The organism is Ensifer meliloti, from assembly GCF_030064585.1.
Classification (GTDB): Bacteria; Pseudomonadota; Alphaproteobacteria; order Rhizobiales; family Rhizobiaceae; genus Sinorhizobium; species Sinorhizobium meliloti.
The window spans coordinates 904,071-917,913 of sequence record NZ_CP120365.1 but is presented as its reverse complement, the minus strand read 5'-3'; the positions used below and the strand labels follow the sequence as shown (position 1 = coordinate 917,913).

General features: G+C 60.6%; 14 protein-coding genes and 2 pseudogenes. 7 read left to right on the top strand and 9 right to left on the bottom strand.

Annotation, left to right across the window (positions count from 1 at the left end):
* Nucleotides 1-438 carry a type II toxin-antitoxin system HicB family antitoxin gene (locus PZL22_RS11470; RefSeq protein ID WP_003530007.1) on the bottom strand — a complete coding sequence of 146 codons (438 nt, stop codon included), beginning with the start codon at nt 436-438 and terminating at the stop codon, nt 1-3.
* 4 nt (nt 439-442) lie between these two features.
* Nucleotides 443-631, bottom strand: a complete 189-nt coding sequence (locus PZL22_RS11465; protein WP_003530010.1) for a type II toxin-antitoxin system HicA family toxin — start codon at nt 629-631, stop codon at nt 443-445.
* Nucleotides 632-855: 224 nt separating this feature from the next.
* Between PZL22_RS11465 and PZL22_RS11460 the strand changes: the two genes are divergently transcribed.
* Nucleotides 856-1,578, top strand: coding sequence for a Stf0 family sulfotransferase (locus PZL22_RS11460; protein ID WP_244422787.1), 723 nt, complete (start codon nt 856-858; stop codon nt 1,576-1,578).
* A 180-nt stretch (nt 1,579-1,758) separates the two neighbouring features.
* A complete protein-coding gene (locus tag PZL22_RS11455) occupies nt 1,759-2,730 on the top strand; it encodes a glycosyltransferase family 2 protein (protein ID WP_003530013.1) in 972 nt (323 codons plus the stop codon).
* A gap of 764 nt (nt 2,731-3,494) precedes the next feature.
* Here the strand turns inward: PZL22_RS11455 and PZL22_RS11450 are convergent.
* From PZL22_RS11450 to PZL22_RS11440, 3 genes and pseudogenes are all read right to left on the bottom strand, one after another.
* Nucleotides 3,495-6,151: pseudogene (locus PZL22_RS11450) on the bottom strand (TonB-dependent receptor).
* 121 nt (nt 6,152-6,272) lie between these two features.
* The gene (locus PZL22_RS11445; protein ID WP_003530018.1) at nt 6,273-7,337 is read right to left on the bottom strand and encodes a FecR family protein; all 1,065 of its coding nucleotides are present in this window, start codon (nt 7,335-7,337) and stop codon (nt 6,273-6,275) included.
* Entirely contained in the window at nt 7,327-7,839 is a 513-nt protein-coding gene (locus PZL22_RS11440; protein WP_013844615.1) for an RNA polymerase sigma factor, read from the bottom strand. Before PZL22_RS11440 ends, PZL22_RS11445 begins: the two co-directional genes overlap by 11 nt.
* A 311-nt stretch (nt 7,840-8,150) precedes the next feature.
* On the opposite strand from PZL22_RS11440, the gene PZL22_RS11435 reads away from it, so the two are divergent.
* Entirely contained in the window at nt 8,151-9,164 is a 1,014-nt protein-coding gene (locus tag PZL22_RS11435; RefSeq protein WP_003530023.1) for a Tim44 domain-containing protein, read from the top strand.
* A gap of 224 nt (nt 9,165-9,388) precedes the next feature.
* A complete protein-coding gene (locus PZL22_RS11430; protein ID WP_003530025.1) occupies nt 9,389-10,114 on the top strand; it encodes a pentapeptide repeat-containing protein in 726 nt (241 codons plus the stop codon).
* Between the two features lie 15 nt (nt 10,115-10,129).
* Here the strand turns inward: PZL22_RS11430 and PZL22_RS11425 are convergent, their stop codons facing one another.
* From PZL22_RS11425 to PZL22_RS11415, 3 genes are all read right to left on the bottom strand, one after another.
* Nucleotides 10,130-10,417, bottom strand: a complete 288-nt coding sequence (locus PZL22_RS11425; protein WP_003530028.1) for a hypothetical protein — start codon at nt 10,415-10,417, stop codon at nt 10,130-10,132.
* Nucleotides 10,414-10,743, bottom strand: a complete 330-nt coding sequence (locus tag PZL22_RS11420) for a hypothetical protein (protein ID WP_003530030.1) — start codon at nt 10,741-10,743, stop codon at nt 10,414-10,416. The genes PZL22_RS11425 and PZL22_RS11420 overlap by 4 nt, the downstream gene beginning before the upstream one ends.
* A gap of 185 nt (nt 10,744-10,928) precedes the next feature.
* The gene (locus PZL22_RS11415) at nt 10,929-11,618 is read right to left on the bottom strand and encodes a S24 family peptidase (RefSeq protein ID WP_010969647.1); all 690 of its coding nucleotides are present in this window, start codon (nt 11,616-11,618) and stop codon (nt 10,929-10,931) included.
* 134 nt (nt 11,619-11,752) lie between these two features.
* Here PZL22_RS11415 and PZL22_RS11410 point away from each other — a divergent pair, with 134 nt between their 5' ends.
* The 3 genes and pseudogenes from PZL22_RS11410 (at nt 11,753) to PZL22_RS11400 (ending at nt 13,611) form a co-directional block, all read left to right on the top strand.
* The gene (locus tag PZL22_RS11410; RefSeq protein ID WP_003530032.1) at nt 11,753-12,271 is read left to right on the top strand and encodes a helix-turn-helix domain-containing protein; all 519 of its coding nucleotides are present in this window, start codon (nt 11,753-11,755) and stop codon (nt 12,269-12,271) included.
* Between the two features lie 141 nt (nt 12,272-12,412).
* Nucleotides 12,413-13,029, top strand: a pseudogene (locus tag PZL22_RS11405) (hypothetical protein).
* A 216-nt stretch (nt 13,030-13,245) separates the two neighbouring features.
* Nucleotides 13,246-13,611 (top strand): BA14K family protein, encoded by a 366-nt coding sequence (locus PZL22_RS11400; protein WP_003530035.1) that lies wholly within the window; start codon nt 13,246-13,248, stop codon nt 13,609-13,611.
* 31 nt (nt 13,612-13,642) lie between these two features.
* Here PZL22_RS11400 and PZL22_RS11395 read toward each other — a convergent pair whose 3' ends face one another.
* The gene (locus tag PZL22_RS11395) at nt 13,643-13,822 is read right to left on the bottom strand and encodes a hypothetical protein (RefSeq protein WP_003530036.1); all 180 of its coding nucleotides are present in this window, start codon (nt 13,820-13,822) and stop codon (nt 13,643-13,645) included.
* Nucleotides 13,823-13,843 lie beyond the last annotated feature (21 nt).

Here is a 13,843-nt window from a genome sequence, read left to right as displayed (position 1 = left end):
CTAAGCCGACAAGCGGGATTCCGCATAAGCGTCGTGGCCGTCATTTGCCCGTTCGATCTCGTGCGTTGCAGCACGAGCAAGAAATCCAGACCGCGTAAGGCCGTGGGCTTCGGCGAAGGCATCTATCTGCTTCAGGACACCTTCGGGAAGCGTAACGTTCACTCGAATGGCTCTTTTTGCCTCGGTTTTCACCGCGACGAGAATAGCGACGCAATCCTTGTTCTCGACGTCGGACATGACAACTTCAAGGGAGGAGGGCTCCGGGATGGCCTCGCCGTCCTCTACCAGCCCTTCAATATGCAAGGCCAAGGCTTCCTCTGCCATAGCGCGCGCGTCGTCGAGGTCGGCACCGGCGGTCACGACGCCGGAAAAATCAGGAAAGGAAACGCCGTAATCGCTCTCGGCGTCCTTGTGGATCAATCCGATATAGTTGCGCATGGTCTTACCTCAATTTCAAACCGGACTGCTTTTCAATGCTCCTGAGGGTACCGATTGGTAGATCCCTCTTCGGGTGAGGAACGGTAACCCGGCCGTGCTTTTTCGGATGTTTGAATTGAACGTGGCTGCCCTTGGTCGCAACCTCGTACCATCCGTCCTTCTGCAATGCTGCAATAATGTCGCCGCTCTTCACCTGATACGACAATACACACGCATGTGTATTCGTCCAATGAATTTGTCAAGCCAATCTAAGGCGGCTTTCTCGGATGGTCTCGAACCGTCGGATCATCAGCTTGTGCTAAAAAAGCCAATATTCATCTCTAACGACCGCCTGGCTGGGACTTCGAAGCGAGTTCGGACGGAGAGTTCATGCGAGGTTATCTGCTCCTGACGGAGGCGAGAAGCGGGTCGAACTGACTGGGTTCGCTCGTCAATGGCGCCGGTAATATGGGGCGCTCGAGCGAGTGGCTCTCGCCCAAGATCCATCGGCTGGATACCGGCGCCTTGTCATGGGACGCATTCTTTCAGGAACTCCTCAGGAAGTGCTCTACGCCGAACGGCGTCCTCGGCTCGAAGATATTCCCGAACCAGCTTTTCGTGACGCATGAGGTCTATGGAAGGGATTTCATTCAGCATTGCCTCGCCATGCATGACGTTGCGCTCGTATTCCTGCGGCGCAGGGATACGCTGAGGCAGGCGATATCCTATGCGCGGGCGAGGCAAACACGTAGTTTTGCCGCTCACGTCGAGGGAAGGGCCAATCCCCAATACGACTTCGAGCAGATCGCCCGATGCTTTTTCTACATTCGCGACAGCTATGCCTTTTGGCAAAGCTATCTGGAACTCACCGGCGTTGAATTTGCCGAATTCGTCTACGAGGAGCTCGCCGCCGATCCGATTCCATTCGTCAGCCACTTGGCGGAGCACTTGCAGGTGCCGCTACCGGCGGAGCTGCAGACATCAATGGCAGTCCAGCGCGACGATCTGACGGAAGAGTGGATCGCCCGCTTCCACGAGGATCGCAGATCTGCGAACCTCCTGGAGGCCTATGACCGGCGCGAACATATTCCGGGAAAACTCAAGAACTTCGTCAAGTTGGGGACCCGGAGCCTGCGACCGCGGTATCCGTTTGCGTTCTAGCGCATTGGCCCGAAGTCTTGCGGCGGCAAGCGCCTCGAGTTGCGGCGGAGTTGAATTCCCGTGGCGATGCCGATAAACGCATCCTCCTGCAGCGGCCGATCGGAGCGAACCTTGAAAGATCTTCACTATCCTTCTCGCCAAGCTGAGAATGAGCGGGATCGGAGAGGGATATTCGATCGCGTGCTTACCCGGTACGAGACCTACAAGCTCACGGCGCGTGTTCGGAAGCGGAGGCGACCGATCGAAATGTCATGCCTGACCGAGGGCGGCCAGAGGCCTCTCGGCAAAGGCGACATTCCCGTCGTGTTCAATACGCATAACGATCGCAAGTTGATGCCGTCGTTTCTGGCGCACTACAGAGGGCTCGGCGTTACCCGCTTCATCTGCGTCGACGACGTATCGTCGGACGGGACGCGGGACTATCTGCTTGCGCAGGCCGATGTGGACCTTTGGAGTTCGCCGGTGCGGTATCGCGATGCCCGCAGGGGGCGTGAATGGCGCGAGGCTCTCTTCGAGCGCTATGGCTGGGACCGGTGGTATCTCAATGTCGATTCCGACGAGTTCCTGATTTACGAGGACTGCGAGAACCGGCCGCTCGGTGCGCTTCTGCAGGCATTGGAGAGCAGAGGGGAAAAGCGCCTCGCAGCCCCCATGCTCGACATGTATCCGCCCGGACGGCTCGGGGCTGCCACGCTCGACAGCGACGACGGCCGCATGCCGTGGGAAATCGCCGATCATTTCGACGGCTCCGGATACGAGATCAGCTATACGAAGCGGGCGATCAGCATCACGGGCGGCCCGCGCAAGCGCAAATTCGCCCATCTGCTCGAACTCATCAAATATCCTGTCATCTTCTGGGACAAGGAATGCAGCCTGGGCGTCAGCATTCACCAGCCCTTGCCCTGCGAAAGGAATTTCCCCGCCGTCTCCGGCGTGCTGCTGCATTTCAAGTTCTTCTCGGACTACAAAGAGAAGATCGAGCAGGCAGTCGCCGACGGGCAGTACTTCGACGCTGCGGCCGTCTACCGCAAGATGCTGGAGGGTCTTCAGGAGACGGGTGAATTCGACTTTTCCGATGCATGCTCGACGCGATTCTCGGGTTCCAGGCAGCTGCTCGAACTCGGCTTTATCGCGCCCATCCGCTATCCGTAAAGCGGCTGCCAGCGGGTCCGCAGCGTTCTGGTTGTTGGTCAGCGAATAGATCGCGCCGGTGAAAGACTTGGACGGGCTTACGCCAACGAGATCGATGCTCAGTTCCGTCGTTGCCATGTCGAAGCCCGATGACGACTTGGTAAGACCTTTGCCGAATTCGAGACTGTCGACTGTTCCCGTAAAGCCAGCGGGGATGACATAGGAGAAATTGCCTTCGAGGATGACGCCGGAATTCGTGCCGCCGTCGACTTTACCGCCCGCCCACTCATTGTAGGGAGGAAGAAGCGAGTCGAACTGCCCGTTGCCCTTGTAGTCGAGATTGAGAGACTAACCCTTAAGATAGTTGAGGAGATTAGAGCTTGCCGACGTCAGATTGATGGTTGCAACCATGGTGAGTTTTCCTTGGTTCTGAACGATGGCCGCAGGTTGATCCTGCGACAGTGTGCTGTGAGCAATTGTCCCATGTCTTGTCTCCCGAAGTGGCTTTTCGTTTCGATTGAACGGGAGCGATAGATGCGCCCCACGTTACGCATGTCGAACGGAACTTCGCCCCTCATCCGCCTGCCGGCACCTTCTCCCCGCGAGCGGGGCGAAGGGGACTCGCGGCGCCGCTCTACCCTCAGCCCCTCAAGAGCGAGCGGTGAGGCCGAGGCTTGTCCCTTCTCCCCGTCAGAAAAGGGGAGAAGGTCGCGGCAGCGGGATGAGGGGCATCCGCTTCGCTCGAAGAACCGACAATCGGGCGCGGCCGCTTCACTCGAACCACTCTAGAATTTGAAGTTCAGCGATACCGTCGCGGTCCGCCCCGGAGCGGGATAGTAAAAGGCACCCAGGGCCGGCGCATATTGCTCGTCGGTAACGTTGTTGATGGCGAGCCGCAGCTTGGCGCTGTCCGAGAAGCTGTAGGAGCCGTAGATATCGAATACCTTGTAGCCGGCGGTGTTGAACAGGCCCGCCAGCTGGCCCACCGTGGGCTTTGAATCGCTGACATAGGTCGCGCGTCCGCCGAGAACCAGCTTCCGCTCGAACAGGCGGATGCCGGCATCGAGCGTGAACTTGTTTTCCGGCGGGACGAACAGAACCGATGGCACCGGCGTGTTGCCACTTGCTGCAAGCGGGGTCCCGGACGCGGTCGGCCCGGAGTAACTGTAGGTGTCGGCGTAATCGGTTTTCAGGTAGGTATAGGAGGCGCCGACATAGGCTGATCCCATGTCGTAGCTCGCCTCGATCTCGACCCCGTTCATCGTGGTATCGCCGTCGAGATTGACATGCTGGAAGAGGTTTTGTCGAAGGTGGCGAAGTAACCATTTCCAAGCGTGATATAGTCCTGAATGGTCCTGTCGAAGTAGACCGTCTTGAGGCGCAGGCTGTCGCCGGCCGTGAACAGCCCGTCCCGTGCGATGTTGATCCCGAGCTCCCATGTCCGGCCCCGTTCCGGCTTGAGGTACGGGTTGGGGATATAGGTGGCGATGGCATCACCGGGATGTCCGCCCGACGTCAGCGCTTCCATCACGGATGGCGGCCGGTAGGTATGCGCATAGGTAACGAAGGGTTGAATTCCTTCGAAGGGCATGACGGCGATCCGCGCCGACGGAAGAAGCGCGCCTCCGGACTTGTCGATATCGACCCGTTCCAAGACCGCCTCACCGCCGCCGTAAACGGGGTCCTCGTCGTAATAGGCGCACTCGCCGTCGTCATAAAAATAGCCGCACACTCCAGGGACCACGATGTAGCGCGGCTTCCTCCCTCCGACTTCCGTGAACCCCTTCAGGCGGTAGCGGTCGTAGCGAAGGCCGGCACCGACCTCCAGCCAATCGTCATGCTCCAGGGTGGCGTTGAGGAACGCGCTCGTCATCGACCGGCGGCCGACCGGGTTCAATCCCTTGTAGCCGTAGGCCTCGTCGAAGCCTTGGTCGTCGACGAGAGGCGGCGTGGTCGTCTTGCCGTCGTCGGAATAGGCCTCGCCGCCGTAATTCAGCGAGAGGTCGCCCAGCGCCGTTTCGAAACGGCTCGTATTGTCGAGGCTCCCTCCGAAGCTGGTCATCGCATAGGTGATGGGGAGCCTCGGGGTATAATCGCGCAGTTCGTCATTGACCACGCGGTTGTACCAGAGGCGGCCCTTGAGATCGATCAGTTCGCTGTCGGGATCCCATTCGAAGGATGAGCTGACGGTGTTGTTGAGGTAGTTCTGAGGGTCGTCGCGCAGGTCGCCGAAGACGAGCCCGCCCTGTATCGCCTCCGAGTCGTTGCGAAGCCAGCTGAGGTCGAAGGTGAAATCGTCCGACGGCGAGCCCTCGACTTTCAGAAGCGTGCCGAAGGTTTCGAGACGCGAGAACAGGAAAGAATCGTCGACTGCGGTCGTGACCGCAAGATCGAGCAGCGGGGACTTGCCGTTCTGGCCGAAGTCGTAGTCGCCGACCCGCTTGCGGCTGATGCCGCCGAGAACCGAGAAGTCCTCCGAGAATCTGGCAGCTCCGATCAGCGAGCCGTTGAAGTAGTAGGCATTGGTGCCGGTCTCGGCATTGAGTTCGACGCCCCGATCCCGGTCCGGTTTTATGATGTCGTCGGCCGTCACCGTGCGGAAATTCACCGCGCCGCCCAGCGAGCCCGCACCGCCGACGCCGGCGACTGCGCCTTTCTCGACCTCCACCGATCGAAGGAATGCCGTGTCCACATAAACCCGCTGGCTGGCGCCGTGGCCGGCCCGCTGGAAATCCTGCCGCGCGCCGTCGATCATGGTGGTGACCCGGTTCTGATCCTGGAGGCCGCGCACATTGATTGCGATGCCGGGGTTCTGCGCTTCAGAACGGTTGCTGGTGACGCCGGCAACCGAGTCGAGCACGTCGTTGGCGTTGCGCGCCGCCCGGCTCTGCACCGCGTCACGCGAGACGACGCTGACGGAAGCCGGTTCCTCGTAGACCCAGTCGGGTGTCCCTTGAAAGCCGGTGCCCGAATTGGCATTTCGCCCGGTTTTGCCGGTCACGACAATCCGCTTCAGAACGGTCGCGCCTTCCTCCGCGCCTGGCGCGCCAGCGTCTCCTGCGGGGCCGATGACCGCAGCGCGATTGGCCGTGAACTGATAGTGCACACCGGTGCCGTCCAGCAGTTGCGCCAGCGCCTGCTCCGGCGTCATCCTTCCGCGCACCGCACGGGTGGTGACGTTCGAGGTCCTGCCCGCTGCAGCCCGGCTGATCTGGATGCCTGACTGGCGGTTGAACAGGGCGAGGGCCGAGGCCAGCGGCTGCGACGGGATATCGAAGTTGCGGACCGCCTGCGACTGTTGCGGTGTGGCCGCGATTTCCTGGGCCGCCAGTTGCGGCGCAGTGCAGACCACGGCGATTGCTGCCGAGGTAGATAGAAGGAAACCGCGAAGGTACCTTGTGGTGAATTGTGTGTCGCGCTTTGACGCTGCCCCGTATGCCATGAAATGCCCACTCTTCTGCTTGTCACAGGCACCGCCCCCGGTGCCGTCGACCAAATAGACAAAGCGGCAGATCGGTTTTTTCACGGGGTCATGAAAAAAACTTGAAAGCGGATGTCATATTTTAGAAGCGAGAGATGACGCGGGCGAAGCTCGAGATTCTCCTCACCTTGCCTCCATAAGGGTCGACCAGAGCGCCGAGCGCTTCGTCCGGCGCCGTGAGGTCGAAGATGCCCGTCACCCGCTGGCTGCCGAGCACGGGATCCGGCAGGGATATCCAGGCTGGATGGTAACGTTGAATCCGTTCCACGACGGAGAAGATGGTGGCATTAACGACGTGAAGGCGTCCCTGTCGCCAGGCGCCGATAGACGCCGCGTCGATGTCGGAGGTCGTCATACCCTGCGCATCGCGGTCGAAGACGAGCGCTTTCCCGGGCGTGAGACGCCGCTCAGCAGATGCCTCCTGCCCGGACGGAGAGGCCGTGACCAGTCCCCGTTCAAGACTTACCCGGGTGCTTTCACTATCGACCATGACGTCGAATGCCGTGCCGAGAACTTCGATTTCGAGACCGCCGGCATCGACGACGAATGGGCGCGCGGGATCGTGCGCCACATCGAAGTAGGCTTCGCCCTGAAGCAGCCTGAGGCTGCGTCGACTCTGACCGAAGTCCATGGCGATCGCGCTCTCGGGCGCCAAAGTCACGGTGCTGCCGTCGTCGAGCTCGAGGGAGCGAGTCTCCGCGGTCCCAGTGTGGTAATCCGATTGCAGGACGATCAGCAAACCGGGAACCCACGCTACGAGAAGACAGATGGCCATCGCACAAGCTGCGATCGCCAGGGCTGCTCGGCCGCCGCGCCGGGAGGGCTTGAAACTGTCCGCCGAGGGCTTGTCCCACGCGGCTGGCAACGCTCCGACGGACAACCAGAGCCGACAGGTCTTCTCCCATTCCCGCCTGTGGTCGCGGGAAGTGGTGATCCATCGTTCGAAACGCAAACGCATTTCGGGATCATCGGGCGCTTCGCGAATGCGAATGAGCCAGTCCGTCGCCTCTTTCGAGAGCTCCGCTGCATTGTCGTCAGGCGTCATGGTTCCATCATCCAGCTGCGCGTAGTCTGCATCTCGCTCACTTTGAAGATAGACAAGCGAGAGATCGGCATTTTTCAGATGTACCGAACGTTCATTCGTCATGGTCGAGGCCTGCCTTCAAGTGCTCCATGGCGTCCCTGACGAGGCGATGGGCCGTCGGTATCGAGATACTCAGTTCTTCGGCGATGTCCTTCAAAGTCGACCCCTCGAAGCGGTACAGTTCGAATGCCCGTCTCATGCGATCCGGAAGAGCTCCGAGCGCCTGGGCGACCCGGTCTGCGGCCTCGGACATCAGGAATTGGGCTTCCGGCGTCTCGACGGCCTGTGGCAGCGCCCACCACGGTATATCCGCGGACTCGACGACGTTGTTCTCAAGCTTTCGCCGCGACCGCTTGTTGAACGAAAGGTTGCGCACGATGCGAAACAGGTAGGTCTTCGGCGGCATGTGCTCGTCTGCCGTTTCCCGCACGAAGCGAAGATAGGCATCCTGCACGATATCCTCGGCATCGTCCTTCGATCCCAGCAGCGGCGCGGCATAGTCGATCAGGGACCTGCGGTGCCGCAGGTACATGTGAAAGCGGTCGCCCTTTTTTTCGATAGTCATTGTCCAGCCAGATATTCCGAGATCGCCGCGCTGGCCGTCGGCCATTCTGGAAAGGACACCGGACGAACGCGCCAAACGAGCGGCTATGCTTATTCTGTCGCCCAGAATGCCGCAACAAAGTTGATTGAGATAATCATGTTTAAAGGCTGTTTTTCGTGGAAACGCCCCTCCAAAGCGAACTTTAAAAGCGAGGATCCTCAAACTGCTCCGAATTCTGCGAAAGACGCAGCGGCAGACTTAAATTCCGGCACTTCCGGCTCTATATGGCGTTCTATGACCTCTTTGCGGTCACGAAATAGGGAAGGATGGAAATGCAGCGTTTCGGACGAGTTATGGCCATTGCGGCGATTGGTTTGGCATCTGTACTGACACTAGCCGATGTCGCCGATGCAAGGCGGGCGGGGGGTGGCTTCGGCTCACGCGGCAGCCGGACCTTTTCCACCCCGCCTGTAACCCGGACGGCGCCCGCGCCGGCCGCGCCGATCGACCGGACGATGACGCCGCGTCAGAACGCGCAGCCTTCGACCTCCACCAACCCCGCTGCGCAGAATCGCACGACCAATGCGCGCCCGGGCTTCTTCAGTGGTTTCGGCGGATCGATGATCGGCGGTCTGATGATGGGCGGCTTGATCGGCATGCTGCTCGGCCACGGTATCGGCGGCGGCATCGGCTTCCTCGGACTGCTGCTGCAGGTCGGCCTCGTCGTTCTGCTGATCTCCCTTGCGATGCGTTTCTTCGGCCGCAATCAGCGTCCTGCCTATTCGGCGCCCTCGGCATCCGGCCGCTCTTCGGCGGCGACTGCGGGCTCGCCATCCTTCCGCATTCCTCGAATCGGTGAAGGTACGGGCGGTGCCGGCGCGGCGTCGCTCGCGACGCGATCGTCCGCTGCCGCACCGGCTTCCGGAGATGGCGATGAAATCACAGTCGGCCAGGAGGATCTCGATCGCTTCGAGGCGATGCTCAGAGATGTGCAGGCTGCCTACGGAGCGGAAGATTATGCGGCATTGCGCCGGCTGACGACGCCGGAAGCCATGTCCTACCTCGCGGAAGAGCTCAGCGACAACGCAACGAAGGGCCTGAAGAACGAGGTCCGTGACGTCCACCTCGTCCAGGGCGACCTCGCCGAGGCATGGAAGGAAAACGGTAGCGATTACGCGACCGTTGCCATGCGCTACGAGAGCGTCGACGTGGTGCGCGACCGAGCCACCGGCCGCGTCGTCAGCGGCGATGCGGATCGGCCGACCGAAGCGGTCGAAATATGGACGTTTCAGCGCAAGCCCGGCGCCGACTGGCAGGTATCCGCCATCCAGGGCGTCGAGGCTTGACCTCGAGGCCATGGCGGCCCGGTTCCGTCGGGGGGAGGCTCTTGGTCATACAGGCGTTGCGACCCTCGACGGGGAAGGGCGAAGATCGGCTATTGACGGCGCCGCTCTTTGCCGCTCTTTTCTGACATGCGAGCTCGCCGTAACCTATTGATTCCAGGGCTTCGTTGCGGCGGTTCGGTGCAGTGGCTGTTTTTTTGACTGCAGCCCGGTCCAGGAGCAGCGATATGAAGAAGCTTGGCATGACAACGAACAGCTCGGGCGGGGCAGCGTTCTTCGCCGTGGCAATCACGGTGTCGGCTTTGGCCTCCAGCGCTGCCGTGGCGGCGGATTGCAAGAGCTCAGCCAGAGCCGGGATCGACTGGCAAGACTGCAACAAAAAGCAGATCATGCTTGGCGGCAGCGACCTTCCGGGGAGCAATCTGTTCAACACCGACTTCACGATGACCGACTTGCGCGGGGCCAATCTCACTTCCGCAAATCTCGAAAAGGCGACGCTCGTTCGCGCTTCGCTTGCCGGGGCGAGGGCGGACAAGGCGAATTTCAGCAGGGTCGAGGCCTATCGGGGCAATTTTTCAGCGATTTCTGCGGAAAACGCCTCCTTTGCGAGTGCGGAACTGCAGCGCACCGATTTTACCGGAGCGCGTCTAACAGGCGCCGACTTCGAGAAGGCGGAACTCGGGCGCGCCAATTTCGACAAGGCTGTGCTGACCGGCACGCGTTTTTCCATGGCCAATCTTTCGCGCGCCAAGCTGAGCGGTGCGGTGCTCGAAGGGCCGATCGATCTGGATCGGGCCTTTCTCTTTCTGACCAGGATAGAGGGCGTCGACCTTTCCAGCGCGTCCGGACTCACACAGGAGCAGGTCGATCTCACCTGCGGTGACGGCGCGACCAAACTGCCATCGGGTCTGGCCGCGCCCGGCAAATGGCCGTGCCCTCCCGACGACGATTGAATCGTCCAGGGCGGTTCAACGGTCAGCGTTCGGTGCTGCAAGCCCGGCGGATACAAGCCTGAGACCGGGTAGGGCGGCCTGTGACGACTCCGCGCCGGATCTCCGTTCCTGCCGACTGTCGTGCGCCGCCGCTTCGGCCAGCTCATAGCCGAGAGCCAAGGCGATTTTCTTCAGCATTTCGCGGGCGCGAAACTCGTGACGGGTGATGGCCTGGTTCTCGGTGGCGTAGTAGGCGGCACTGACCGCCTCGATGAGATTGAGGGCCGCGAGATTGACGACGGCGTATGTCTCGGCGGGGATCACAGGGCGCCTCCGAACTGCTGGCGGGAATTGTGCGTACCGAGCTGCCGCTGCACCTGGTTCGCATCGGCGCCGCTGCCGAACTCGCGCTCGCGATTGAGTGCGAAGAAGGCATCGTCGACGAGGTCCGTCGCGGGTTGAGCTTCACGCTGGAAAACATGTCCATCTGCACCAAGGTGCCAGGCGAGCGAAGCCAGGCTGGAATAGGCGGAGGAGAGAAAGCACTTGAGCGCCATCTGGTTCTGCGCGTCGCTTGAACGGAGGAAATCGGCGGCGAAGAGTTCGTCGACCTGGCCATGAAGATCGGATCTGATTCGGGGGAGGGACATGTGGGTCTTATTCTCCTCGATTGACTGCCGGCGTTTCTCCGCCGCGCAATTTTTCCCTGTGTTCACTCAACATTGCACCTGACACGATACATGTCAACACGTTTTGTGTTGAGCTGACCGCCGCATCGAGGATGTCGTCGAGGTGCCGTCCAAACGAAAGGAGATCGTAACGGAGTTCGTGTCGCTCAGGCGTTGCCGGCGAGCGCGATATAATGGACCGAGTGAACGGTATTGGCTTCGAAGCGCAGCTCCTTGTGAGGGTTGAACTGCTCGAGAACCAGTTCGGAGCTGTTGTGGCGCACGAATTTCTTGACATAGGCCAGCAGGGCGCCGCCTTCCTCCAGCCGAATCTGGGCGATCACATAGTCTCCCTTCCGGACGCGCCGGCTCGGATCGACGAAGCAGACCTCGCCGTCTTCGTAGCGCGGATACATCGAATCGCCTGAGACCGAGACCGCATAGGCGCCCGAGATATCCGAGAGTATCGGCGGCGCCATGACTTCGTACAACACATTGCCGTTCATTATGAATTCACCATCAACCCCGCCGACTGCCTGACCGAAGACCGGGATCTTTTCCCCCTGGCCGATGACCTTGGCGCCGATCCGGGCGTTCGGTACGTCGATTTCGGTCATTGTCGAGCCAAGCGCCGAGCCTGTAGGGATTCGGCGGTCGGTGCCGGTCAGCAGCCAAAGCGGGTCGACGTTGAACTTGCGTCCGTAAACTTCGGCTTCGCTGAGTTCGAACTCATTCTGCCCATTCTCGTGGGCGCGATAGGTCGAGGCGACGATGCCCAAGGCATTCGCCGCGTCGGAGGCGAACCGATAGCCCGCTTTGACGCGCGCCTCGCGCAATCTTTCAGCTCTTTCGCTCATGACACGGACATAGCAATGTTTAGAACACAAATCATGTTGACAACACGACATTATAGATGTCATTGATAATGTCAAGTCGCGGCTGCGCTTGCTCCGTGACTGCTGGGAGCGCCGGAAAGGGAGTAGGAGAAGCGATGGTGGAGAATTCTGAACTGGCAAGGCAGACGCGGCACTATCTGGCCGTGCGGGAGCGGTTGGCCCGCCCGGGCGACGCGGCGGGCCGATCTGCTCGCATCAAAGAACTCGAAGGGCAGTTGGCCGACCTTGCTTCTGACAATGAAGCGAAAGGGCGGCGGATTGCGAGACTGGAAGCCGATCTTGCCGATGCGGGAGCCCGGCTGCTCGCGCAGGCCCGAATCCTGCTTGGCGGCCGCGATACCGGTGCGTCGAACGAGGACGGCGGCGACAGAGCGCCGATCGAGGAGATCGTTGCCGCCGTGCTCGAGGATTTTCCCGGTGTGAGCTGGGACGACATCATCAGCGTGCGCCGGGAGCGCCGGCTGGTGAAGCCGAGGCATGCCTGCATGCGCGCGGTCTATGAGCGCCGCCGGGATCTCTCGCTGGCGGGGATCGGCCGCATCTTCCATCGAGACCACACGACCGTGCTTGCGGTCGTGAATGATGGCGGTGCCGGAAGCGGAACAGCTTCCTGAGATGACACCTTCAGCCGGGCCTGGTGGCGGGCTCGCATTCCATATCCACCCTCAGTTCACCTCGGATACCGTCCCGTCCCGCTGCTTCACGGCTGGTCGTCCGCGACGGATGTCTCAATCACCACGCTCGAAAGGATTCCCATGTTGACCAAGGCCCAGAAATTGCGTGCAAAGCGCAAGGCACAACTCGGACGGCCGCGGAAGGCCAATGCCGAGCGCTTTGCCTGCGGCAAGATAAAGCCGGAGTGGTCCAAACAGGAAAGCGAAAGGAAGCGATGGCGGTGGCGCTTGCAGCGCGCAAGCGCATGCATGGCCTCGAGACCAGAGGCGCCCTTGCCGGCTACACGCTCGGCCGGTTGTTTCTCGATGGTCGGATCACCGAGCAGCAGCGGGAGGCGGGCGACGACTACGCGGCCACGATGGTGCGCTATTATCATTTGACGGGCATTCCCTTTCCGAGCGTCAGGGCCCAGCAGATCGATCACGTAAGAGGGCACTCGGGCGAGCCAAGCGAGGCTCGCACGTTGAAAGCGAAGAACGCGGCGGAGAGGATGATGCGGCTTGAAGGCCTGTTGCTCGGATGCGAGGAGGGGCGGCAGGTGAAAACCACCGTCTTCAATGTCTGCGTGATGGATTACGAAGGGTTAAGAATGATGCCGGAAGCCCAATTGGATTGGCTGAAGCGGGGCCTGAATGTCCTGCTCTTTGAAAAGGGCTTGCGTCAATATGGGAAGAAGGATAATTCGTTTACTCCATGATAGGAATATTATCCTTATCATGCGCCGCGCAAGAATGCCGGGCATGCCGTTGTCCCAAAACCGCTGCACTTTTGGGCGATTGAGGTTAAATGCTTTCAATGGATCCGCCTCGAACGAGCATGTCGAGGCGGATCGTTTTCTCCGAGCAGAAAGAAGGTGAGGTCCGTGAAAGCTTCAGCAACGCTCGCCTTAGCGGTGATTGCCGCAGCGATAGGTATGATACCGGCACAAGCCCAGACGTGCAGCACGGGAATTTGCGCCGGTCGTCCCGCGGGCAGCAGCAACCACAATCTCTTCATCGAGAGGGAATACCGCGACTTCCTGCAACAGCGATATCCGAACTACGGCTCCCGCTATCGCGGCAGGGCTCCTGATATCGGCATAGGCCCCGGTGCGACGGTAGGAGGACCTTTGCCCGGAGCGGTGGACAGATCGCGCCTGCGCCAGAGGCAAAGGGTGCAGTTCGACGCCAATGCGCATCTTCGCTGGTGCCAGGAGCGCTACGCCTCGTATCGCTTGTCGGACGATACGTTTCAGCCCTTTGATGGCGCACGCCGGCGGTGCAACTCACCTTACAATTGACGTGCTGGACAATTGCCGTGCTGGGAATGCCTCAGCGTGTGTTCCGCAGAAGCTTCATGGCGACGTAAGCCGCGGACTGTGCCAGAAGCTGGGTACTGAACTGACCCTCCGCCGGATAAGTGACGCCGCGATAGCTGAGCACGAAGGCCCAGCGCCCGTTCGTCCGCTTCTCGACCTTAATTTCGCCGTCAGGTTTGTTATCTGAGTTCAACGCAGGCTTCCTCGATCGTCG

Excerpts from the sequence above, each read along its gene's own strand:
- PZL22_RS11470 (WP_003530007.1), bottom strand. The coding sequence starts at position 438 with ATGCGCAACTATATCGGATTGATCCACAAGGACGCCGAGAGCGATTAC.
- PZL22_RS11445 (WP_003530018.1), bottom strand. The coding sequence starts at position 7,337 with ATGACGAATGAACGTTCGGTACATCTGAAAAATGCCGATCTCTCGCTT.
- PZL22_RS11440 (WP_013844615.1), bottom strand. The coding sequence starts at position 7,839 with ATGACTATCGAAAAAAAGGGCGACCGCTTTCACATGTACCTGCGGCAC.
- PZL22_RS11435 (WP_003530023.1), top strand. The coding sequence starts at position 8,151 with ATGCAGCGTTTCGGACGAGTTATGGCCATTGCGGCGATTGGTTTGGCA.
- PZL22_RS11430 (WP_003530025.1), top strand. The coding sequence starts at position 9,389 with ATGAAGAAGCTTGGCATGACAACGAACAGCTCGGGCGGGGCAGCGTTC.
- PZL22_RS11420 (WP_003530030.1), bottom strand. The coding sequence starts at position 10,743 with ATGTCCCTCCCCCGAATCAGATCCGATCTTCATGGCCAGGTCGACGAA.
- PZL22_RS11415 (WP_010969647.1), bottom strand. The coding sequence starts at position 11,618 with ATGAGCGAAAGAGCTGAAAGATTGCGCGAGGCGCGCGTCAAAGCGGGC.
- PZL22_RS11410 (WP_003530032.1), top strand. The coding sequence starts at position 11,753 with ATGGTGGAGAATTCTGAACTGGCAAGGCAGACGCGGCACTATCTGGCC.
- PZL22_RS11400 (WP_003530035.1), top strand. The coding sequence starts at position 13,246 with ATGATACCGGCACAAGCCCAGACGTGCAGCACGGGAATTTGCGCCGGT.